This is a genomic window from Nocardiopsis lucentensis DSM 44048, from assembly GCF_000341125.1.
GTDB lineage: Bacteria > Actinomycetota > Actinomycetes > Streptosporangiales > Streptosporangiaceae > Nocardiopsis > Nocardiopsis lucentensis.
In genome coordinates this window covers 1-22483 of sequence record NZ_ANBC01000404.1, presented here as the reverse complement: position 1 = coordinate 22483, position 22483 = coordinate 1, and the positions used below count along the sequence as shown (strand labels likewise).

General features: G+C 71.1%; 22 protein-coding genes, 1 tRNA gene and 1 pseudogene. 15 read left to right on the top strand and 9 right to left on the bottom strand.

From position 1 onward, the window contains the following. The first annotated feature begins 347 nt into the window (after positions 1-347). On the top strand, positions 348-1046 hold the full coding sequence (locus D471_RS37645; RefSeq protein WP_017599155.1) for an RDD family protein: 699 nt from the start codon (positions 348-350) through the stop codon (positions 1044-1046). A gap of 100 nt (positions 1047-1146) precedes the next feature. On the opposite strand, the gene D471_RS0113810 is transcribed toward D471_RS37645, so the two are convergent. From D471_RS0113810 to cutA, 3 genes are all read right to left on the bottom strand, one after another. Continuing rightward, complete coding sequence (locus D471_RS0113810; protein ID WP_017599154.1) at positions 1147-1800, bottom strand: GNAT family N-acetyltransferase; 654 nt, start codon at positions 1798-1800, stop codon at positions 1147-1149. An 83-nt stretch (positions 1801-1883) separates the two neighbouring features. Further along, positions 1884-2483 (bottom strand): hypothetical protein, encoded by a 600-nt coding sequence (locus D471_RS0113805; RefSeq protein WP_017599153.1) that lies wholly within the window; start codon positions 2481-2483, stop codon positions 1884-1886. Continuing rightward, positions 2480-2827 carry a divalent-cation tolerance protein CutA gene (gene cutA / locus D471_RS0113800; RefSeq protein WP_017599152.1) on the bottom strand — a complete coding sequence of 116 codons (348 nt, stop codon included), beginning with the start codon at positions 2825-2827 and terminating at the stop codon, positions 2480-2482. Before cutA ends, D471_RS0113805 begins: the two co-directional genes overlap by 4 nt. Positions 2828-2888: 61 nt before the next feature. Between cutA and pyrE the strand changes: the two genes are divergently transcribed. Further along, positions 2889-3422 carry an orotate phosphoribosyltransferase gene (gene pyrE, locus D471_RS0113795; protein ID WP_017599151.1) on the top strand — a complete coding sequence of 178 codons (534 nt, stop codon included), beginning with the start codon at positions 2889-2891 and terminating at the stop codon, positions 3420-3422. A 112-nt stretch (positions 3423-3534) separates the two neighbouring features. On the opposite strand, the gene D471_RS0113790 is transcribed toward pyrE, so the two are convergent. Beyond that, the gene (locus D471_RS0113790) at positions 3535-3921 is read right to left on the bottom strand and encodes a RodZ domain-containing protein (RefSeq protein WP_017599150.1); all 387 of its coding nucleotides are present in this window, start codon (positions 3919-3921) and stop codon (positions 3535-3537) included. Between the two features lie 409 nt (positions 3922-4330). On the opposite strand from D471_RS0113790, the gene fbaA reads away from it, so the two are divergent. From fbaA to D471_RS0113735, 10 genes and pseudogenes are all read left to right on the top strand, one after another. Then, on the top strand, positions 4331-5353 hold the full coding sequence (gene fbaA / locus D471_RS0113785; protein ID WP_017599149.1) for a class II fructose-bisphosphate aldolase: 1023 nt from the start codon (positions 4331-4333) through the stop codon (positions 5351-5353). A 708-nt stretch (positions 5354-6061) separates the two neighbouring features. Then, positions 6062-6823, top strand: coding sequence for an ATP-binding cassette domain-containing protein (locus tag D471_RS0113775; protein ID WP_026127709.1), 762 nt, complete (start codon positions 6062-6064; stop codon positions 6821-6823). Further along, entirely contained in the window at positions 6820-8142 is a 1323-nt protein-coding gene (locus D471_RS0113770) for an ABC transporter permease (protein WP_017599146.1), read from the top strand. Before D471_RS0113775 ends, D471_RS0113770 begins: the two co-directional genes overlap by 4 nt. Beyond that, positions 8130-8789, top strand: a complete 660-nt coding sequence (locus tag D471_RS0113765) for a hypothetical protein (RefSeq protein WP_017599145.1) — start codon at positions 8130-8132, stop codon at positions 8787-8789. Before D471_RS0113770 ends, D471_RS0113765 begins: the two co-directional genes overlap by 13 nt. Positions 8790-8816: 27 nt before the next feature. Next, positions 8817-9233, top strand: coding sequence for a DUF3151 domain-containing protein (locus D471_RS0113760; RefSeq protein ID WP_017599144.1), 417 nt, complete (start codon positions 8817-8819; stop codon positions 9231-9233). 196 nt (positions 9234-9429) lie between these two features. After that, positions 9430-10670: pseudogene (locus D471_RS34380) on the top strand (adenylosuccinate synthase). A 48-nt stretch (positions 10671-10718) separates the two neighbouring features. Then, positions 10719-11969 (top strand): phosphoribosylamine--glycine ligase, encoded by a 1251-nt coding sequence (gene purD, locus D471_RS0113750; RefSeq protein ID WP_017599143.1) that lies wholly within the window; start codon positions 10719-10721, stop codon positions 11967-11969. Positions 11970-11979: 10 nt separating this feature from the next. Beyond that, complete coding sequence (locus D471_RS0113745; RefSeq protein WP_017599142.1) at positions 11980-12885, top strand: phosphoribosylaminoimidazolesuccinocarboxamide synthase; 906 nt, start codon at positions 11980-11982, stop codon at positions 12883-12885. A 374-nt stretch (positions 12886-13259) separates the two neighbouring features. Continuing rightward, complete coding sequence (gene murA / locus D471_RS0113740) at positions 13260-14555, top strand: UDP-N-acetylglucosamine 1-carboxyvinyltransferase (RefSeq protein ID WP_017599141.1); 1296 nt, start codon at positions 13260-13262, stop codon at positions 14553-14555. Positions 14556-14804: 249 nt separating this feature from the next. Beyond that, a complete protein-coding gene (locus D471_RS0113735) occupies positions 14805-16070 on the top strand; it encodes a hypothetical protein (RefSeq protein WP_017599140.1) in 1266 nt (421 codons plus the stop codon). A 140-nt stretch (positions 16071-16210) separates the two neighbouring features. On the opposite strand, the gene hisC is transcribed toward D471_RS0113735, so the two are convergent. Then, on the bottom strand, positions 16211-17293 hold the full coding sequence (gene hisC / locus D471_RS0113730; protein WP_017599139.1) for a histidinol-phosphate transaminase: 1083 nt from the start codon (positions 17291-17293) through the stop codon (positions 16211-16213). A 211-nt stretch (positions 17294-17504) separates the two neighbouring features. Here hisC and D471_RS0113725 point away from each other — a divergent pair, with 211 nt between their 5' ends. Continuing rightward, positions 17505-18179, top strand: coding sequence for a hypothetical protein (locus D471_RS0113725; RefSeq protein ID WP_017599138.1), 675 nt, complete (start codon positions 17505-17507; stop codon positions 18177-18179). A gap of 27 nt (positions 18180-18206) precedes the next feature. Here the strand turns inward: D471_RS0113725 and D471_RS0113720 are convergent, their stop codons facing one another. After that, positions 18207-19196, bottom strand: a complete 990-nt coding sequence (locus tag D471_RS0113720) for a MauE/DoxX family redox-associated membrane protein (protein WP_040689619.1) — start codon at positions 19194-19196, stop codon at positions 18207-18209. A gap of 2 nt (positions 19197-19198) precedes the next feature. Further along, positions 19199-20170, bottom strand: a complete 972-nt coding sequence (locus D471_RS0113715) for a hypothetical protein (RefSeq protein ID WP_040689615.1) — start codon at positions 20168-20170, stop codon at positions 19199-19201. Positions 20171-20476: 306 nt separating this feature from the next. Between D471_RS0113715 and D471_RS0113710 the strand changes: the two genes are divergently transcribed. Continuing rightward, the gene (locus D471_RS0113710) at positions 20477-21004 is read left to right on the top strand and encodes a SigE family RNA polymerase sigma factor (protein ID WP_017599135.1); all 528 of its coding nucleotides are present in this window, start codon (positions 20477-20479) and stop codon (positions 21002-21004) included. 69 nt (positions 21005-21073) lie between these two features. After that, positions 21074-21162: transfer RNA gene (locus tag D471_RS0113705), tRNA-Ser, on the top strand. A gap of 512 nt (positions 21163-21674) precedes the next feature. Here D471_RS0113705 and D471_RS0113700 read toward each other — a convergent pair. Together D471_RS0113700 and D471_RS0113695 are read right to left on the bottom strand one after the other, a co-directional pair. Next, the gene (locus D471_RS0113700) at positions 21675-21950 is read right to left on the bottom strand and encodes a hypothetical protein (RefSeq protein ID WP_017599134.1); all 276 of its coding nucleotides are present in this window, start codon (positions 21948-21950) and stop codon (positions 21675-21677) included. 129 nt (positions 21951-22079) lie between these two features. Further along, on the bottom strand, positions 22080-22483 hold a 404-nt coding region (locus D471_RS0113695), incomplete at its 5' end, for a L,D-transpeptidase (RefSeq protein ID WP_017599133.1).

Here is a 22483-nt window from a genome sequence, read left to right as displayed (position 1 = left end):
CGCCTCGCCGCAGCCGCCCGGGCGCGGCAAGTGGGTGGCGCGCGGCGGTTCGGCCCGGCTGATGCAGACCGCGCTGCGGGAGTCGGGCGACTCCGGCCGGGGGTGACCCGAGACCGGAAACGGCCACATCCCCCGAAATCGACGCATCGGGTGGATCTCTCTACCTATAGTGACGTGACGCCTACACGCCCCCGGCTCGGCTCACGCCCGGCCCCCACCCGCAGGGCGGCCCCGGCCCACCGCCGACGCGCGGCGTCCCGGCGGCCCGGAGCAGCACCGGACGGTCGAACCCCTGACAGCAGCTCCCCAGGAGTGACATGCACCCCCGACACGGATCCCCCGGCGATATGGCACGACCCCGGACCGGGCCCCCACCGCACCCGGGGCCGTACCAACACCCCGGCCCCCCGCCGGCTCCGCCGTACGCCGGGTACCAGGCAGCGCCTCTCGGGGCCCAGGGGTGGCAGGGACAGCCCCCCGCCCCGCCCCTGACCGGCCCCCACCAGCAACCCGTCTTCGTTCCCACTCCGGGGAACCGGTTCGTCGCGCGCGTCCTGGACACCATCGCCTTCGGGATCACGTGGTTCCTCGCCATGTTGGCCGCGACCTTCATCACCATGGCCATCGGCGGCCAGGACATGGAGGGGACCGCCGCGCGGAACACCTTCACGGCCCTCTACGTCGTCAACTTCTTCCTGCTGCCCGTCCTCCTCGAATGGGCACAGGTCAGCTTCGGCGGCCGCACCGTCGGCAAACGCATCATGGGACTGTGGGTCGTGAACGCGGACGACGGCGGGAAGGTCACCGCCGGCCGCGCCCTCGTCCGGGCACTGATGTACGCCCCCGGGCACACCAACCTGGTGAACTGGTTGCTTCCCTGGTCGATCACCAACGCCCTCTGGCTCTACCGCGACAAGGAACGCCGCCGGTGCCTCCACGACAGGGCCGCGCGCACGATGGTGGTCCAAGGAACGCCGGTCTGGGCCCGTCTCGACCACGTCCGGATGCCCCGGACCGACCCGCCCGTCGGCTACGGACACCCGTGACCGATCGGCCCCGGCCATGTGCCCGAACGCCGTCTCCGCGCGGCACTCGGTCAGGGCCTCCTCCGTAGGCGGTGCCGGGCGCACCGTCCCGGTCCNCCGCCTACTCGGCCGCCGCCAGGCCGAGGAGCGGCAGGCACGGCTCCAACCCCGTCACGGTGACCGGTACCGTGCGGTGCTTCTCCCAGTCCTGCCTGGTCAGTCTGTACCCGTGTTCCACGACGGCCTGACCGCGCACCGCCGTCAGTGAGGCGCCGTTCGGCCGGTACCCGAGTTTGCGCGACACCCGCTCCGAGGCCGTGTTCCCCTCCAACACCGCCGTCTCCGCCGCCACCGCGCCCAGCTCCGCGAACGCCAGGTGCAGCACGGCCGCCCGCATCTCGGTTCCGAACCCCCGCCCCTGGTGGCGGCGCCCCAGCCACGACCCGGTGCTCACCTGGCGGGTGATCGCGAAGTCCCGTGCCCCGATGTCCTGGATCCCGAGCACGGTGTCCTCATGGACCACGACGAGGTTCAGGCTCCACTTCTTCGGCCCCACCTCGGCCATCCGTGCCAGGTTGTACTGCACCGCCCTGAGCCCCACCTCGGCCGGGGTCCCGTCGGTCCACGGCTCGGCGAAGGGCATCGAACCCGTCTCGTGGATCCCGCCGGCGGCGGTCTGCGCCAGTCGCCCGAGGTCCTCCGTGCCGGGCAGCCGCAGTTCGAGGCGCGGGGTGGTCAGGCGCAGTCCCATCGGTGGGAAGTAGGTGCTCAGCATGCGCCGATTCTCCGCCCCACGGAACACGCACGTCACCTGGTTTTCGCGCACCCGACCGCCCGTCCCGCCCGGAGCGGCGTCCCTCAGCCCGTCCCCCGCAGCTCGGTCAGCAGCTCCCGCAGGGCCTCGGCGGCCTCCTCCGGCGCGGTCTCGCGCACCGTCCAGCCGCGCATCCGGGCGAGGCGCGCCACGTGCGCGCGGGACGGATCGGTGAGCAGGTAGCCGCACGGAGCGTCGGGCCAGTCCGCGACCATCGGCAGGCGCTCGGACCGGTAGGCGGAAGGCTCGTCCGACCGGCGGCCCTCTCCCCCGTCGCCCACCGCGCCCTCCGGGCTCTGGGCCCGCTCCAGTTCCGCACGGGTGGGGCTGCCCGGTTGGGGCAGGAGCGCGTCCACCAGGACGTACCCGAACACCGGCCGGTGCGCGGCCCGCTGCGCCGCGCCCACCGCGCCGACGAGGGGGCCCGCGTCACCCTCGCCGACCAGGGCGACCGGACTCGCCGCGGCCACCAGACGATTGATCTCCATGCTGGCGCGTGCCACGTAGCGGGCCGCGTGCGGCGGTGTCTCGTCTCCGCCCGTCTCCGGCCGGATGGGGGTGACGCCCCGGTCGACCAGCCGCTCCGCGAGGTGGGGGAGGCGTGAGGGACGTCCGAGGGGTGGGGGAAGAAGGACGGCGATCACGCGGTGCCGCCACCCCGCGTCTCGTCTCCCACCCACGACAGGTACGACGCGTTGCCTCTGGTGACCGGGACGGCGACGACCTCGGGGACGTCGTAGGGGTGCACCTCCACCACGTGCGCGGTGAGACCGTCCACCCGATCGGCGGAGGTCTTGGCGACCACCATCCACTCCTCGTCGGTCTGGACCTCGCCCTCCCAGCGGTAGAAGCTGGTGATCGGTCCGCTGACCTGAGCGCACGCGGCGAGACGGTGCTCGATCAGCGACCGTGCCACCCGTTCGGCGCCCTCCCGGCTGTCAACGGTGGTCTCCACCCGGACGATGCCCTCGGGTCCTGGCACGGCCACCCCTCCTCACCTGGACGGCGGCGTCCGCGCCGGGCCGCCCGGTGTTCTAGGCTCACTGATCATGAGCGAACGTGATGAACTCCTGCGTCAGATCAACGATAAGGCGGTCGTCCGCGGGAAGGTGACCCTGTCCTCCGGAATGGAGGCCGACTACTACGTCGACCTGCGCCGGGTGACGCTGGACGGGGAGGCCGCGCCGCTGGTCGGCTCGGTCATGTTGGACAACGTCGCGGACCTGGAGTTCGACGCCGTGGGCGGGCTGACCCTGGGAGCCGACCCGGTGTCGACCGCGATGCTGCACGCCGCCCACGCGCGCGGCCGCAGGCTGGACGCCTTCGTGGTGCGCAAGGCGGGCAAGGCGCACGGCCTCCAGCGCCGGATCGAGGGCCCCGACGTGAAGGGGCGGCGCGTCCTCGCCCTGGAGGACACCTCGACCACGGGCAACTCGGTGCTGACGGCCGTGGAGGCGCTCCGGGAGGCGGGCGCCGAGGTCGTGGCGGTCGCGTTGATCATGGACCGCGGCGCGCGTGAGCGCGTGACCAAGGAGGGGTTGGAGTACCGGGCGGTGTTCGAGGCCTCCGACCTGGACCTCTGAGCCCAGGTACCGGTTCCGTCGACCCGGTCACGGGTCGGCGCGCACGAGTGGCTCCGTATCCGGCGCGGAGCGTTCCGACGGCGGGGTCGACGGCCCCGCCGTCGACGCGTGGTCAGCCGTCGATGGTGAAGGTGTAGCCCTCACTGCGGTCGGAGATGTCGCGCTGGTTGCCGTTGACGAAGACCTCGACCGCGGCGGGATCCTCGATGGTGACCTCGAGGCCCGCCTCGGGCGCCTCGGCGTAGGTGATGGAGCTGCCCTGCCTGATCACCTGATCGTGCAGGACGTCCCCGCCGGGTTCCCGGACGAAGACGTTGCTGGACTCGCCGATGACGCGCACGTAGAGCACGCCCATGTTCTCCGGTTCCTCCCCGTCGGAGGAGGCTCCCGACGCGTTGGCGCTGACGCTGGCGCCGTCACTCGGCAGCGACCGATAGAGGAAATAACCTCCGAGGGCCACCAGAGCGACCAGGAGCAGGACGGCTCCGACGATGGCCATCACCTGGCCAACGCCGCGCGGATCATTCCTGTGCCTTCCCACGGCGTTGAATGTAGCGTGTATCACGGCAAAAAGCGACAGCAGACGCCCGAATACCTCACGTGATCATCAATCCGGCCACTCTCGTACGCATCGCGCACGATCCGAAGTCCGTGCTGGACGTGGCTTCCGAGAAGCAAGCCCACGAACTGCGCTTACGTGCCTACTTTGGGTCAATTTGGTCTAGACCTGTTGAACGGCTCCGCACATTCGGGATACTGGATTCACACCTGGTGGACACCCCCGGACGCGGCCCTCCCCATGGGCCATCCCCCCGGCGGCCGGCCTCCACCGGGGCAACGCACGTGGGGTGCCGCCGGGCGAAGGACCGGCGGCCGCTCGCTCCAGGCCGATTCCAGGGAGAGTAAGCATGCCCATCGCCAGCCCCGAGGTCTACACCGAGATGCTGAGCCGCGCGAAGTCCCAGGGCTTCGCCTACCCGGCGATCAACGTGACCTCGAGCCAGACGCTCCACGCCGCCCTCCGCGGCTTCGCGGAGGCGGAGACCGACGGCATCGTCCAGATCTCCACCGGCGGCGCCGAGTTCCTCTCCGGGGCCTCGGTCAAGGACATGGTCACCGGTTCCGTCGCCTTCGCCGAGTTCGCGCGCGTGGTCGCCGACAAGTACCCCGTGAACGTCGCCCTCCACACCGACCACTGCCCCAAGAACAAGCTCGACGGCTTCGTCCGGCCGCTCCTGGAGCTCTCCAAGGAGCGCGTCGGCCGCGGCCAGGAGCCGCTGTTCCAGTCCCACATGTGGGACGGCTCGGCCGTCGACCTCGAGGAGAACCTCCAGATCGCCGAGGAGCTGCTGGCCGCGTCGAAGGCCGCCAACACGATCCTGGAGATCGAGGTCGGTGTCGTCGGCGGCGAAGAGGACGGCATCGTCGGCGAGATCAACGAGAAGCTCTACACCACCCCCGAGGACGCCCTGCGTACCGCCGAGGCCCTGGGCCTGGGCGAGAAGGGCTACTACATGACGGCCCTGACCTTCGGGAACGTGCACGGCTCCTACAAGCCGGGCTTCGTGAAGCTGCGCCCGGAGGTGCTCAAGGAGGCCCAGGACGCGGTGGGCCAGAAGTACGGCAAGGCCAAGCCGTTCGACTTCGTGTTCCACGGCGGCTCCGGCTCGACCCTGGAGGAGATCCACGAGGCCATCGAGTACGGCGTGGTGAAGATGAACATCGACACCGACACGCAGTACGCGTACACCCGTCCCGTGGTCGACCACATCATGCGCAACTACGACGGTGTGCTGAAGGTCGACGGCGAGATCGGCAGCAAGAAGGTCTACGACCCGCGCTCGTACGGCAAGGCGGCCGAGGCGGGCATGGCCGCGCGCATCGTGGAGGCGGCCCAGCAGCTGAAGTCCGCTGGCAACAAGATGAAGTAGGACCGACCGACGAGGGGGTTCGCGGGTGCGCCCGCGAACCCCCTTCACGTTTTCCACAGGTTTTCCACAGTCCAGAGCTCAAATACACGGAATATCTTGGCCACATTACCCAACAAACCATGACCAATCGCCCATCGGGAAGAAGGTTGTCCACACCCCCGTTTCAGCGGTGCGCGCCCGGGAATTCTTCTCAACGCCCCTACCCCTCGGCGGAGAATGAGGAAAATTGAAGACCAGGAACAGCATCACGCGCACCCTGGCGGTCGGCGTACTAGCGGTGGGTACCGCGCTCGTCGGAGCCTCCACGGCGGCGTCGGCCGGAACCGACACCGTGACCAACCGGGCGGCCGCGGCGTGCGGCCTCGGCGCGAACATCCCAAGCCAGTACGGGAACATGATCTCTGGAAGCGGGTCCCGCACTGAGTGTGGCGGCTGGGTCACTCTCACCGTTCAGGTTCGCAAACACCGTCCCGCGTGGCCTGATTCAGCCGTGGCCGAAACCACCAGGACCAATTTCTCATCTGGAAGTCTCACGGCGCGCGGCGGCTGTGATGGAATGGGAACATACTTCACCGAAACCCGGAGTTCGACCGGAAATAAGATCTCCTCAGCACGTGTCAAACGGTGCTGATCGATCCGGACTAAAAAGTCCGACCGAAATCCCCCACCGGCCAACACATGAGTTCGAGAGTGGAAACGGACGAGCCCATGCGCGTCACCGCTGAGGACCTGAATTTCGGGTACCGGCGTGGGAGAAGGGTCCTGGACGGCCTCTCCTGGACCGTCGATCCCGGTGTCACCGGACTGCTCGGGCCCAACGGGTCGGGGAAGACCACCCTGTTGTCGCTCCTGGTGACACTGCTCCCGGTCAGAGGCGGACGGTTGCTCGTCGGTGACCACGACCTGGCCACCGCGGGTGGACGGGAAGGCGCGCGGAGGGCGTTGGGGTTCGTGCCCCAGCACTTCTCCCTCGCCGGTGAACTCACCGTGGCGGACACGGTCGCCTACGCGGCCTGGGCACACGGCCTGAGTCGGCGGGAGTGCGGGGCGGCGGCCCTGCGGGCCCTGGAGCTGGTCGATCTCGCCGATCTCGCCCGGCACCGCACCCGGACGCTGTCCGGAGGCCAGCGGCAGCGGGTCGGCATCGCGGCCGCGCTCGCCCACGACCCCGGAGTCCTGGTCCTGGACGAGCCCACGGCGGGGCTCGATCCCGGGCAGCGGCTGCGTGTCCGCGAAGTCGTCGCCCGGCTCGGCCGGGACCGGACCGTCCTGGTCTCCACCCACCTCATCGAGGACGTCGCCCACCTGTGTTCGCGGATCGGCGTGCTGGCGGGAGGCCGGATCGAGTTCCACGGAACCTTCCCCCAGTTGGAAGCGATGATCGAGGACACCTCCGCGGGAAGCGCCTACGGCTCCGGCTTCGAGCGGGCCTACGACCGGCTGATCACGCGGATCGGGGAACGCGCATGACGTCCACCTGCTCCCGAACCCGAACCCGGGCTTCGGTCCTGTTCTGGCCGCTACCGCCGGTGTTCGTCCTCGTCCCGGCCGCGCTCATCCTCGTGCTGACCCTCGCCGACACCTGGAGCCAGTTGTCCTGGCGGGCGCTCGACTGGGTGTACCTGTCCGCGGAGGTGGGCACGCGGGCCCGACTCCCCGTCGTGGTGGCTGCGGGGGCCGCCGCCCTGGTGGGCGCCCGATTCACCCGGCCCGGCCTGGTGTTCGCCCAGCGCTGGCAACCACGCGTGGAACGGGACGTTCCATGGCGCCACTGTGCGGTGGTGACGGGCTGGTGCCTGACCGCCTACCTGGTGGGGCTGTTCCCCCTCACCCTCGCCGTCGCCGCGTACGGAGCGGGGGTCCCGGATCTGACCGCCATCGCGGGCGCCCTGACCGGCTTCGCCGCCCTGACCCTGTTCGGCTACCTGTGCGGTGTCACGCTGCGCGGCCCGCTCGCCGTCCCCGTCGCGGTCGGCCTGGTGTTCCTCCTCGCCAGCCTGCCCCTGGTCTCGGACGCCTGGAGCGCGCTCTCCCTCCAACCGCCCGTCTCCCCCTCCCTGGGCACACGGGAGAGCACGGCCGTCGGCCCCTACCGGATCGGGTTCTTCCTGTTGCTGGCCGTGGCGCTCGCGTGGACGGTCGCGGCACTGCTGCGGACTCCGCGACGATTCTCGGCCGGATACGGCCTGGCCGTCGCCGCCGTGGCCGTGGCCGTCGTCCTGCCGCACCTGCGACCGTTCCCGCTCCTGGCCCACGCCGGGAACGGCACCGAGGTCTGCTCGGAGCGCGCGGGCGTCCGCTACTGCGTCCATGAGGGGCACCGGGACGAACTCACCACGATCGCCGACCTCGCCACACCCGTCTTCGCCGCGTACGGCCTCGCGGACGCGGCGCCCGACGAGGTCCGCGACCTCAGCCTGGCCGAGAGCGACGGAGAGATAGTGCGAAAAAGCCGGAAGGGCACACTCTGGGTGGGTGTGCCCCCGGGATGGGAGCCGGAACAGGAGGTGCCCTCCCCCGCCGCGGAGTGGCTGGTACCCGACGTGTTCCGCTGCGGGTCCGGCGGCGTGGCCAGTCTGGCGGCGGACGCACCGCCCGAAGCACGCCGGGCCGCCGTGCTTGCGGACCTTCGGGCCTGGTTGATCACCCGTGCCCACGAAGACGGACCGGTCGACGACGGGGTGTTCGCCGGAGCCGCCCCCGAGCGGGTTCGGGAGTGGATCCGGCGGAACCCCGAACGCCTGTCGACGTGCGACGTGAATCCGGGGGAACTGCCGTGGCGAACGTGATCACGCGCCCCTCGCTCCTGCCGATGGCCGGGGCCGTACTCACCGCCCTGGCCGCCGCGGCGCTCGGTCTGGCGGCGGCGGGCACCGTGGTACCGGTGGCGGTGGCCGACTGGCCGCACGAGGAGCAGCGCGTCCCCGTCGCGGAGCTGTTGTGCGTGTGCGCGGCCTCGGCGGGAGCGTGGTGGAACCGGCCCCGCCTGTGGGTCTGGGAGCGCCTGGGCGGTGTCCGCACCCGGCTGCGCGCGGCAGCGGTGGCCGCGGTCGGTGTGGCGCTCCCCGTCCTCGCGATCCTGGCCGTCCTGCCCACGGCGTTGACGGTCGACCACCGGTGGCTGATGGTCACGAACGTCCTGTTCGCGGCTTCCGCCGTGTATCTGCTGGCCCCCTTCCTCGGCCCGGTGGTCGCGGGGGCCGCCGTGCTGGCGGGCGTGTTCGCGGGCGCCGCCGCCTGCAATCTCGCCCCCGGGCTGAACCGGGTGGTCCCGTACGCGTACGCGGACGGCGACGGGTGGGTCGCCCCGGAACTCCTGCCGCCGGGCACGGTGTCCGGCCTGGCCGTCACGGCGGCCCTGGCGGCGGTGGCCGTCCACGCCGCCACCCGGGGCGCCACCACCCGCGTGCATCTGAGGGTGGAGGCCGAGCGGTGAGGCCCGCCCGATGGCAGGATTGGGCCCATGAACCTGCACCAGAACCTGTTGGGCGAACCGCCCGCCACCCGCCTGCCCGACGACGCCGACGCCCGCGAGGCGCTGGCCGCGGCCGACGACCCCACTCCGGTCGCGGGCCGGTTCCCGTCCTACTCCGCCGCCTGGGCCCTCCTCGCGGAGAACGCCCTCGCCCAGGGCCAGCCGGTGACCGCCTACGCGTACGCGCGCACGGGCTACCACCGGGGCCTGGACCAGCTCCGCCGCGCGGGTTGGAAGGGCCACGGGCCGATCCCCTGGGACCACGAGCCGAACCAGGGCTTCCTGCGCGCCCTGCACGCGCTCGGCACGGCCGCCGGTGAGATCGGTGAGACGGAGGAGGCCGAGCGCTGCTCGACCTTCCTGCGCGAGTCCAGCGCCGAGGCCGCCGAGGCGCTCAAGGCCTGAACCCGCGTATCCACAGGGTGTGGACGAAGGACACTCCACGCCGTCCACACCCTGTGGACATCACCACCCCGAACCCGGAACCACTGGTCGTGTACCCTCAATACGCAACGGCCCCTGTCGCTGCCTTGCGCCAGGGGTTCATCCATGTTCGGGGTGGGAAAGCCTCGGTCAGGCGTCGAGCGAAGAGGTTGAGACAATGCCGGCGATCACGCTCGTGGGAGCCCAGTGGGGCGACGAGGGCAAGGGCAAGGCGACCGACCTTGTCGGCGACCGCGTGGACTACGTGGTGCGCTACCAGGGTGGCAACAACGCCGGTCACACGGTGGTCATCGGCGACCAGAAGTACGCCCTGCACCTCCTGCCGTCCGGCATCCTCTCCCCGAACGTGGTGCCCGTCATCGCCAACGGCGTCGTCGTCGACCCCGGTGTCCTGCTGGAGGAGCTCGAGGGGCTCAACGAACGCGGAGTGGACACCTCCCGGCTGCTCATCTCCGCCAACGCGCACCTGATCATGCCCTACCACCGGGCCCTCGACAAGGTCAGCGAGCGCTTCCTCGGCAAGGCCCGGATCGGCACCACCGGCCGCGGTATCGGCCCCACCTACGCCGACAAGGTCTCCCGCCAGGGCGTGCGCGTGCAGGACATGTTCGACCCCAAGATCCTGCGCAAGAAGATCGAGCTGTCCCTCAACGACAAGAACCAGCTCCTCACCAAGGTGTTCAACCGGCGCGGCCTCGAGGTCGAGCCGATCCTCGAGGAGTACCTGGGCTACGCCGAGCGCCTGCGCCCGTTCGTCGCCGACACCTCGCTCATCCTCAACCGGGCGCTGGACGAGGGCAAGACGGTCTACCTGGAGGGCTCCCAGGGCACGCTCCTGGACATCGACCACGGCACTTACCCGTTCGTGACCTCGTCCTCCCCCACCGCGGGCGGCGCGGCCGCCGGAGCGGGCATCGGCCCCACCCGCATCACCAAGGTGGTCGGCATCCTCAAGGCCTACACCACCCGCGTCGGCTCCGGTCCCTTCCCCACGGAACTCCACGACGAGCAGGGCCNNGCCCCCGCCGCTGCGGCTGGTTCGACGCGCCGATCGCGCGCTACGCCACCCGGATCAACGGCGTCACGGACTTCTTCCTCACCAAGCTCGACGTCCTCACCGGCCTCGACCGCATCCCGGTCTGCGTCGCCTACGACGTCGACGGGGTGCGCCACGACGAGATCCCGATGACCCAGACGGACTTCCACCACGCCACCCCGGTGTACGAGTACCTCGACGGCTGGACCGAGGACATCACGGGAGCTCGCAGTTTCGAGGATCTGCCCAAGAACGCCCAGCGGTACGTGCGTACCCTTGAGGAGATGGCCGGAGCACCGATCTCCGCCATCGGTGTCGGCCCGGGCCGCGACGAGACGCTCGAACTGCGTTCCCTCGTCTGATCCGACGCCGCACAGTCAGTCCGCCTTCAACACGAAGAGGCCCCTGTAGTGAAAGCCCTCGTTCTCGGCGGCGGAGGCCGCGAGCACGCACTCGTCCGCGCTCTGTCCCTTGACCCGGGTGTCACCAGTATTCACTGCGCACCGGGCAACCCCGGCATCTCGGACCTGGCCGAGAACCACGTGATCAACGTGACCGACGGCTTGGCCGTGACCGAGCTGGCCGCGCGCGTCCGCGCCGAACTGGTCGTCATCGGCCCCGAGGCCCCGCTGGTGGCCGGGGTGGCGGACGCGCTGCGCGACCGCGGCATCCCGGTGTTCGGCCCCGACCAGGAGGCCGCGCGGCTGGAGGGCTCCAAGGCGTTCGCCAAGGAGGTCATGGAGGCCGCCGGGGTGCCCACCGCCAAGGCGCGGGTGTGCCGCAACGCGAGCCAGGTCTCGGAGGCCCTCGACGAGTTCGGCGCCCCCTACGTCGTCAAGAACGACGGCCTGGCCGCGGGCAAGGGCGTCGTCGTCACCGAGGACCGGGCCGCCGCCGAGCAGCACGCGCGGGAGTGCGGCCGCGTGGTCATCGAGGAGTTCCTCGACGGCCCCGAGGTGTCGCTGTTCGTGCTCAGCGACGGCGCCCACGCGCTCCCGCTGCTGCCCGCCCAGGACTTCAAGCGCGCCTACGACGGCGACCAGGGCCCCAACACCGGGGGGATGGGCGCCTACGCGCCGCTGCCCTGGGCTCCTGCGGGTCTGGTGGACGAGGTCATGGAGTCGGTCGTCCGACCGACCCTCATGGAGATGAACCGGCGCGGCATGCGCTACCAGGGCCTGCTGTACGTGGGACTGGCGCTCACCTCGCGCGGACCGCGTGTGGTGGAGTTCAACGCGCGCTTCGGCGACCCGGAGACCCAGGTCGTGCTGGACCGTCTGGCGACGCCGATCGGCGCGGTCCTCCAGGCCACCGACACGGGTGGCCTGGGCTCCATCGGCTCGCTCCAGTGGAAGCCCGGCGCGGCGGTCACCGTGGTCGTGGCGGCGGAGAACTACCCCGGCGACCCGGTCAAGGGCGACATCATCGGCGGTCTGGACGCGGCGGACGCCCTGGACGGCGCCTACGTCCTGCACGCGGGCACCGACTGGGACGGGGCGCGCGACGTCAAGTCCAACGGCGGACGCGTCCTCAACGTGGTCGGCACCGGCGCCGACCTGCGGCAGGCCCGTGAGCGGGCGTACGAGGCGGTGAGCCGGATCGAGCTGCGCGGCTCGTTCTACCGGGCCGACATCGCCGAGCGCGCCGCGGCGCAGCTGTAGGGGGGATCCGATGAGCGGCTTCGTCGTCCAGCCCCCGCACGTCGAGGTGGAGGGGCTGACCCACCTGCACACCGGCAAGGTCCGCGATCTGTACGCGACCGCCGACGGCCGGCTCGTCATGGTCGCCAGCGACCGGGTCTCGGCCTACGACTGGGTCCTGCCCACGGAGATCCCCGGTAAGGGGCGCCTGCTCACGCAGCTGTCCCTGTGGTGGTTCGACCAGTTGGCGGACCTGGTCCCGAACCACGTCGTCTCCGACGTCCCGCCCGCGGGCGCGCCCGCGTCCTGGTCCGGGCGGACGCTCGTGTGCGAGCGGCTGGACATGGTGCCGGTCGAGTGCGTGGCGCGCGGCTACCTGGCGGGTTCCGGCCTGGCCGAGTACCGTGCCGACCGCACGGTCTGCGGCGTGCCCCTCCCCGAGGGGCTGACGGACGGGTCGGAGCTCCCCGAACCGATCTTCACCCCCGCGACCAAGGCCGAGGTCGGTGACCACGACGAGAACGTCTCGTTCGAGGTCGTGGCGGAGCGGCACGGGGCGGAACTCGCCGCCGAGCTGCGCGACCTCACCCTGGCGGTGTACCGCCGGGGTCGGGAGGTCGCCCGCGAGCGCGGCGTCCTCCTGGCCGACACCAAGTTCGAGTTCGGACGGGACTCCAGCGGTCGGCTGGTGCTGGCGGACGAGGTCTTCACCCCCGATTCCTCCCGCTACTGGCCCGCCGACGCGTGGGCCCCCGGCGGTCCGCAACCCTCCTTCGACAAGCAGATCCTGCGCGACTGGCTGACCTCGCCCGCCTCCGGGTGGGACCGGGCGTCGGACACCCCGCCACCGGAACTTCCGGCCGAGGTGGTGGAGCGCACCCTGAGCCGCTACGTCGAGATCCACGAGCGTCTGACCGGCACCAAACCCGAGCTGTGACGTGCGGCGCGTGCGTGATTCGGCGCACGCGGCGCGGCCTGCGCCCCACGGAGCACGTATGGTGGTGAGGTCGTGTCCGGGCGCTGGAACATCGCCCGAGGCGCTACCCCCACCCTGGTCTCTTCCGTCAGACTTATGCCACTTTGGTGATTTGCCGGGACTCTATCCGCGATCTGCGGGTATACCACGTTCTGGGCCGGTACACGCGGGTGGGTGCTATAGAGTCGTCGCGAACCACCGGTTCACTGGCCACGCAGGTCACGCGCAAGACGGTCGCAACGTTCGAGGGGCCACCCGCGTCCAAACCGCATACAAGCGAAGCCCGACGAGGGCGACCCTTTTTTCACATCTGCCTCACAAAGGAGCACAAGAGCATGGGCCAGGAGGTTCGTTACCGCGTCCGCGGCGGACGCCCCCTCAGCGGAACGGCGTTCATCCAGGGCGCGAAGAACGCCGTCCTGCCGATGATCGGCGCCGCCCTTCTCGCGGCGAAGGGCCGTACGGTGCTGCGCAACGTCCCGGTCATCGAGGACGTCTACCGGGCACTCGAGCTCGCCGAGCACGTGGGCGCCAAGGTTGAGTTCCATGAGGCCGAGCGGACCGTCGTCATCGACGCCTCCGGTCTGAACGACCCCGAGCGCGCCGTCCTGCCCGCCGACATCGCGGCCCGCTTCCGCGGCTCCGTGCTCTTCGTCCCGGCGCTGATGCACCGCACCGGCCGCGCCCGTATCGAGGGCGTCGGCGGTTGCAACCTGGGCAGCCGCAACCTGGACTTCCACTACCGGGGCTTCGCGCGCCTGGGCGCCGAGGTCACCGAGGACCCCGAGCGCAACCACATCAACGTCGAGGCCAGCAACCTCCGCGGCGGCCGCCTCTACCTCGACACCCCGTCCCACACGGGTACCGAGAACCTCATCATGGCCGCGGTCCTGGCCCCCGGCACCACGGTGATCGAGCACGCGGCCCTGGAGCCCGAGGTCCTGGACGTCATCGAGTTCCTGTCCGCCATGGGCGCGAAGATCACCGGTGGCGGCACCGGTCTGATCACGGTCGAGGGCGTCGAGGAGCTCACCGCCGTCGAGCACACGATCATGTCCGACCGCATCGACGCCGGTGTCTTCGCGATGACCGTCGCCGCCACCGGTGGCGAGGTCAGCCTGGTCGGCGCCCAGCTGGACCACCTCGGCGTGGCCCGCTGGAAACTCGAGCAGATGGGGGTCGGCTTCTCCCAGGAGGGCGCCGTCCTGCACGTCCAGCGGGACCCCTCCGTCCAGCTCCGCCCGATCAACGCGGTCACCTCGCCGTTCCCCGGCTTCGCGACCGACCTCCAGTCGCCGCTGATGGCCCTGGCGACGCTGGCCGAGGGTGAGAGCTACATCCACGAGGCCATCTACGACGGCCGTTTCGCCCTGGCCGACGAGCTCAACAAGATGGGCGCCAAGATCGAGGTGGAGGGCACCCGCGCCATCGTGCACGGGTCCACCCGCCTGCGCGGTGCCGAGGTCATCGCCCACGACCTCCGCACCGGCGCGGCACTGGTCCTCGCAGGACTGGTCGCCGAAGGTGAGACAATCGTGGCGCCTGGTTATCTGGTGGACCGCGGTCACTCCCAGTTCGCGACGCGGCTCGCCGCGCTCGGCGGCGACGTGGAGCGTATCACCGTCTCGTAGGAGCCGAAGGCGCAGTTCAAGCCGGGGTGGGGGGTCGCCCCCACCCGGGCTTTCGGCGTTGATATGGAAAACGATCTTCTTTGGCCCCGCACAATGGGTACGATCTCGGCAATCATGCCGTGACAGAGATCGGGTCGGGAAACCAGTGGGCGCACATAGTGAAGAGCGTGGAATGGTAGCGGGGAGCAACCCGAGGTGAGTGCCCAGCGTACTGGCGATTTGACGATCGGCGTCATAGGGCCCCATGAGGTGGTCGAACGGGTCATGCTCATGGGTCCGGGGTCCACGGGACCCCTCAACGCCAGACTCATCGCCGCCGCGTACCGAGATGAGCAAGAGGCGACGGACAAGGTCGTCAGGCTGGGTTCGGCGATCGACGCCTATCTGTTCGCCAGCCCTGTCCCCTACGAGTTCGCACGCAAGGCCGGGGTCCTGACGATGCCCGCCACCTTCGTGCCGCTCGGCGGGGCGAGCCTGCACGAGGCCCTGCTCCGAGCGACACTCGACGACCGCTACGACCCGACCAGAGCCAGCCTGGACGTGCTCAGCCGCGCCGACGTCGTGGAGGCCTACTCCGAGGTCGACCTCCCCGTGGACGGAATCCACGTGCACGAGGAGCTCACCAACACCGCGCAGCTGACCTCCTTCCACGAGGGGCTGTGGCGGCGCAAGGCCACCAAGATGGCGATCACGTGCGTGCGCGGTGTGGCCGAGCGGCTGGAGGCGATCGGCGTCCCCGTGGTCCGGCTGCGGCCCACCAACGCGGGTGTGCGCAGCGCCCTCCAGACCGCCGGGCTTCTGGGAGCACACCACCGGCTGGAGGAGGCACAGCTGGGTGTGGTCGTGGTCGACGTGCCCACGCTGCGCGACTCCTCGCGGCGGTCCACCCCCCGGTACTGGCGGGAGGAGCTGCGCCTGTCGCTGCACCGGCTACTGCTCCAGGAAGCCCACCGGATCAACGCGACGGCGCACCGGTTGGACGACCATTCGTTCATGATCACCGCGACCCGCGGCTCCCTGGTCACCGCGACCGAGGGGTTCCGGCAGCCGCCGTTCGTGGAGCGGATCAAGGCGGAGCTGGGGATCGCGATCGAGGTCGGGATCGGCATGGGGCGCACCACCCAGGACGCCGAGGCCCACGCTCGCGCGGCCCTGAACCGCGCTCAGGCGTCGCGTCAGAGCTTCGCGGTGGACCGTGAGGGTCGTTCCCTGGTCCCAGCCCAGCGCGCGCCCGCACGGCAGTCCTCCGAACCGCTGCGGACCAAGGGCCGGGAGACGCTGATTCGGCTGTCGGAGAAGATCGCTGAGGAGGACGGCCCCCTGGTCGTCGACGCGGAGAACGCGGGCCGCATGCTCGGTGTCACCTCACGTACCGCCCGGCGGCTCCTGCGGACCCTGGTGGAGGAGGGGCTGGCGTGGCCGCTGCCGCCCAACCGCACCCTCCAACCGGGCCGTCCCCGCCAGCTGTACCGGCTGATCGTGGAGAAGCTCGACAAGGACGCCGCGGGCAAGTAGCCACGGCCCGTCCCCAGCCCACTCGGGGGCGCCCTCCGCCGGAGGGCGCCCCCGTCGGCGTCCTACCGACCAGCGGTGTTCTTCGGGTCCCGCCGCTTCGCCTCGGACCGTGTTCGGGTGGCCCTTCTCAGAAACACGCCCTAGCGGCGCTCGGCGTAGGCGGTGGCGACGGAGAGGAACACGTCGTTCTCCTCGGGCGTACCGAGGCTGACGCGCGCCCCCTCACCCTCGAAGGGGCGGACCGAGACACCGACCTTCGCGCACTCGGCGGCGAAGTCGAGCGTGTCCTCCCCGACCCGCAGCCACACGAAGTTGGCCTCGGTCGGCGGAACGGTCCACCCGGAGGCGATCAGCGCGTCCCGCACCCGGGTGCGCTCCCCGACCGTGGCCTCGACGCGCTCCATCAGCTCGTCCCGGGCGGCGAGGGAGGCGATCCCCGCGGCCTGGGCCAGGTGGTTGACGGCGAACGGCACGAGGGTCTTGCGCGCGGCGGCGGCCACGTGCGGGTGGGCGACCAGGTAGCCCAAGCGCACCGCGGCCAGACCATAGGCCTTGGAGAACGTCCGCAGCACCGCGACGTTGGGGCGGTCACGGTACAGCTCGACGCCGTCCGGCACCCGGGGGTCACGCACGTACTCGTGGTAGGCCTCGTCGAGGATGACCAGGACGTGCTCGGGGACCCGGTCGAGGAAGGCGAGCAGCTCGCCCTTGGGCACGGTCGTGCCGGTGGGGTTGTTCGGGTTGCACACCAGCACCATCCGGGTGCTCTCGGTGATCGCGTCGGCGATCGCGTCGAGGTCGTGGGTCTCGTCCCGGAGGGGGACGCGCACCGACGTCACCCCGGCCAGTTCGGCCAGGAGCGGGTAGGCCTCGAAGGAACGCCAGGCGTAGACGACCTCCGCGCCCGGTTCGCCGACGGCCTCCAGCAGCTGCTGGAGCAGGCCGACCGAACCGGCGCCCAGCGCCACGTGCTCCTCGGGGACCCCCAGGTGCCGGGCGAGCTCCGTGACGAGCGCGGTAGCCCCCGGGTCGGGGTAGCGGTTCAGTTCCGCGGACGCCTGGGCGACGGCCTCGCGCACGGACGGGAGCGGCCCGAAGGGGCTCTCGTTGGAGGACAGCTTGATGGACCGCCCGTCGGGCCCGACGACCTTCCTGCCGGGCTTGTAGGCGGGGATGCTCTCCAGCACCGACCGCAGATATGGCGATTTCGGCTCCGACACCATTGTCCTTCCTCAATACTTTGTGTTATCCCCGCGACACGATCAGCGATATCGCGCCCGGATTGATCACCGCTCCCAAGCGGAAATATCGCACAAACGAGGAGATAGCACCATGCTTTCGCGTCATCGCCCCGCCGGTTCCGTACGGATCTTGGCAGGTCAGGTCACCGGTGTGCGCAGGAGTCGGCGATTCATCCGCTCACTGGCCCTCCCCATGACCCTATCCATCGGCCTCTCACTCACCGCGTGCGGCGGCGGCTCCGCGGAGGAGGAACAGCCCCCGGCCGACCCCAACGCCGAGGCCGCCACCCGGCTGCAGGAGGCCCAGCCCACGTCCGTCCGCGATGCCACCCTGTTGCCCGAGGGCAGCGAGAGCGGCACCTACTCCGAGCTCGCCACCGTGCAGTACAGCGAGCAGGTCCGCGAGTCCACCGAGATCGACAAACCCGAATGCGTGGACGCCGCCAACCGCTGGGGCGACCTCGACGGCGTGCGCGGCGCGCCCGCGTCGGTGGCCGCCTACGAGTGGCCCGAGGGCTCGGTGTCCAGCATGCTGGTCGAAGTCGACGAGGAGACCGCCGTCGAAGCGATGGCGGTCGAACCGCCCGGCTCCTGCGAGTCCTACAACGCCACCTACGCCGACGGTACGTCCTCGGAGTACGGCGTGCGCGACCTCGACATGCCCGAGATGGGCGACGGGTCGCGCGCGTTCCTGATCGAGGTGCGCACCGGCGAGGAGGAGAGCCGCATGCTCAGCGTCATGTACCGCAACGGCACGCTGCTGGGCATGACCTCCATCCTCGGCGGCGGCGACGAGGCGGACTACGAGGAGATGCTGACGGCGTTCACCGAGGCCGCCATCGACCGACAGGACCAGATGCTCGGCTGACCCGCGGCGGCGTGGCCCGGACCGCGCTCACGCGAGCTGGCCCGTGTCGGTCTCCCTCTCTCCGGTCGGCCGTGCGGCGGGGTGCTCCCGGGCCGCACGCAGCCCACGGGCCTGCCGTTCGGCGTCGCGGACCGCCTCGTCCCGCTTGGCCGCCACACGGGGGCGCGGCAGTCTGCGGGGCGGGCCCTGCAACGGGCGCGTGGTCACGGCGCCGAAGGAGGCGGCCACGGTCCCGCTCGCCCGGTCCACGAGCACCGCCCGCACGGCGGTCCGCCCGCGTCCGCCGACCCGGACCGCGAAGACCACGTCCACGCGGCGGCCGTGCCGCATGCCGTCGTAGCGGAGGAAGCGCCAGCAGCCGTGCCGCCACACGTCCTCCGGCTCGGTACCGAGCAGCACGGGCCGGTTGGTGCGCCAGACGTCGCTGGAGCGCAACCGCGCCATGGTCCTGCGCCGCGAGACCGGCCGCAGGGCGCAGGGCTCCCGGTTGAGGAGGCGCGTCGCCAGTTCCCGTGGCTCGGGGCTGACCCCCGCCAGCACGGCCAGCTCCACACCCATGACCACGGCGTGCGTGGCGGTCGGGTCGGTGACGACCCGCCACCCCGTCGGGTCGAGGCCGAGCGTGGACAGGGCGGCGACCGAGAGCAGCCCGGCGCGGGTCAGCGTGCGCCAGCCGATCGGGGCCCGGCTCAGTCCGCCGAAACACCCGCAGCCCGCCTCGGGGTCGCGTCGGCGCGCGAGGAGCAGGACGCCGACCGACACGGCGAACAGGGCCGCCGTACCGGCGCGCGCCAGGCCGCCCGGCGTTCCCGCCAGAACCAGCAGACCGGCGGCGAGCACGGCCTCCAGAAGTCCTGACGCCACCGTGACCGGTCTGCGCAGGCGTTCGTTCAGCAGGACGGCCAGGCCGGACATGGCGGCCCCGGTGGTGGTCTTGGCGACGGCGCCGAACAGCAGCAGAACCGCCAGCAGCGGTAGCTGGACCTCGCGGACCACGTCGACGATCTCGGGCAGCATGGTCATCCCTCCCCCTGGGCGACGGTCACGGTCGCGTTGAAGCAGCCGTCCTCCAGCCGCCCTCCGAGGGCGACGAACGCGGTCATGGTGAGGGAGGCGATCCGGCCCGCTCCCTGACCGCCACACGTCGGGCACAGGTCGCAGATCCAGCTGTCGGCGGCGGCGCAGTCGACCACGGGCACCACCGTGGTGTCGCGCGTGCAGTCGTTGCGCAGGCGCAGGGTGGCGCCGGTGGACAGCAGCGGCAGGGGCGCGCACGGGGTACGCCGGTCGCACCCCTCGCTGTGCCCGACGGGGTCGATCGCCGGGTAGGCCGCGGCGTTGGCCAGGGCGCGGGGGTCCAGGTGGGACGAGCGCCCGAGCACGGGGTCGTACCACGTGGCGATCCCACTGACGGTATCGGCGTACTGGAGCGTGGGCGGCCGGTGCGGCGTGGCGTGGAGCGGATACGGGGGCTGGGTGGTGGCGGGGCGCGTCGCCCAGACCGCGCCCGCGCGCCACACGCCGATCGCGTCGAAGACGTAGCCGGGTTCCAGGCGCGGGTGGCGGACGCCGATCCGGCCGGAGGAGCGGTAGGGGACGACCACGGGCACCCGCGGACGACCGTGGCCCGGGTCGATCTCCAGCTCCTCGCCCTCGACACCGACGATGACCCCGGTGGCGCGGGCGGGCTGGGCCCACACCCGTTCGGCGACCAGGCGGCCGTCGTGGGAGCACAGGACGACCGCGTCGTCGCCGGGGCTCAGATCGGTGGGGTCGGCCTCGTCGCCCTTCCAGAAGGAGGTCACCCGTTCGAAGAGGAAGCGCTCCTCCCCCCGCGTGGTGGCCAGGCACAGCATGTAGGAGGTGACGTCGACGACGACGCCGCGGGCGACGCGGTCGCTGAGTGGGAGGGGTTCGGGAACGGCGTCGGGGCCGAGCACCGCCGCGGTGAACCGCCTGCGATCGCTCCCCCTTCCAGTCATCACTGACATGTCGTCCGCGCCCCCTTGTCACCCGACTCGTCACTCAGTGCCCATTGTCCTGCTCACGGCCCCGTTCGGGCGCTCACACGCCGACCCGCACCGGTTCGTGCCGGTGACATGTCCCAGGCATTGCCCCGGTCGCGACGGCCATGGCGACAGCGTCCCAGTTGGGACGGGCGCTCGTGGCTACCGCGCGAATTGCCCCATACATGCGGTTTGTCAGCACGTGGTGCGTAAGTTCCTGGATGTTTGCGTTTGCTGTGTGAGAGTGAGAGGAAGAAAAGTGACTGAGCTCACGAGCGCGCCTGAAAGTCGGTGGTCGGTGTGGGGGGAACGACCCGGACGCCCCGGTACGACGAGTTCAGCCGCTATGTGGAGGAACGGGGCCCCGCGCTGCTGAGGATGGCGAGGTCGCTGACCAACAGCCACGCGGACGCCGAGGACCTGTTGCAGGCCGCGCTCGTCAAGACCTTCCTCGCCTGGGACCGCATCGCGAACCCGCGGGCCCGGGACGGTTACGTGCGCCGGGCGATGGTCAACACGCAGATCTCCGAATGGCGCCGCAGCCACCTGGACGTGTACCCGACCGACGACATCCCCGAGCAGAGGGTCGACGACCCGACGTGGCGCAGCGACCTCGCCGACGTCGTGGAGCGGGCCATCGAGAAGCTGCCCGACCGCCAGCGCACGACGGTCGTGCTCAGGTACTACGACGACCTGACGGAGGCGCAGATCGCCCAGCGGATGGGAGTGACGCTCGGCACGGTCAAGAGCACCCTGTCCAGGGCGGTGGAGAAGCTCCGCCGCGACGCCGACCTGATCATCGAGCGCGCCATCGGATGACGGCCGGGTGTGAGCCTCCCGATTCGTTTTGCGCAGCACCCCATGAGGTCTGTACCCTTGTCACAGCCAGGAGGATTCGCCTAGTCAGGTCTATGGCGCCGCACTGCTAATGCGGTTAGGTGGCAACGCCTTCCGGGGTTCAAATCCCCGATCCTCCGCAGGTCACGAGGGGTCCGTCGCACACGCGGCGGGCCCTTCGTCGTGCGCTAGGCTCAGTTCTAGTCTCATTCGCACGGGGCGTCATCATGTCTCACCCTGTCTCAGGGGATCAGCCGAACAGGGCGCCGCCCATGCGGCCGACCGGTTGACCGTCCGCGTCCGGGAACACGAGGTNCCCCCCTCCCCGCCAGCCTTGAGTCGCTCGGCCGTCTGGCGCCCACGGTGGACGGACGGTCGTCGCGAACCTGGGTCCGCCCCCGTCGAGTCCCCACCCTCGAACGACGACGCCCCTCCGCCACGGGACACGGTGTCCGGTGGCGGAGGGGCGTTCGAGCGGGGGAGGCCCCCGGCGACCGAAGGAGCGGAGGACCACCGCGGCCGCCGGAGTGACCGGCGTGCGGGGTCGCCGGGGGCACGTGGGACCCACCCCCGCCGGTGGGTCCCGTCATCGGAGCGCGCCGCGTCGAGGATTCCCGCCCCCGTCGGCGCGCCCCGGCTCTGAGGGCCGGCGTCAGCCGGTGTAGTTCGGATCAGCGGGCAGGGGGCTGGCCGGAGTGGCCGGAACGGGCGCGCCCTCACCAGGGGAGGGAACAGGGGACGGGTCAGGCTGCTCCTCCGGAGCCGTCGGCTCGGGAGTCCCGGGTGAAGCGGTCGGCTCCGGGGCCTCGGACGGGACGGGGGACGCCTCGGGCGGAGCACCCGCGCCGTCGTCGGCCAGGGCGGGCGCGGCCCCGAAGAGCGTCACCGCGGCGACTCCGACGGCGAGGAAGAAGGGCTTCAGTCGCATGATCGACCTTTCGTTGCGTTGGTCCGGCTTTCGTTGCGTTGTCCGGGGTGGTTCGCGACGGGCGGGGGACTCCCCACCCGTCTTCCGGCCCCGGTCCCGCCCCCGTGTCCGCGGAACCGGGGCCGCTCCTCAGGCGGAGATCTCGACCGGGGTGCCGACCGGCAGGTTCTCGGCCATCCAGGTGATGTCCTCGTTGGAGACGCGGATGCACCCGTGGCTCACCCGCTGTCCCAGGGCGCTCTCGTCGTTGGTGCCGTGCACCGCCAACTGGCCGGGACCGCCCGCGAAGGTCTCCAACGTCTCGGAGAACCCGCTGAGCCCGAAGGCGTAGACGCCGTAGGGCCCCTCGGGGTCCGGCGGCTGGAGCAGCTCGGTGAAGTAGTAGCGGCCCTCCGGAGTGGGCGTCTCGCTCTCCCCCGTGCCGATGACCCCCGAGCGCACCTCCTCATCTGCCTCCAGAACGGTGAACTCGAACTCGGTGACGTCGACCTCCACGCGGTAGTCGGTGCCGGTCAGCGCCACCTCGTCGGCGC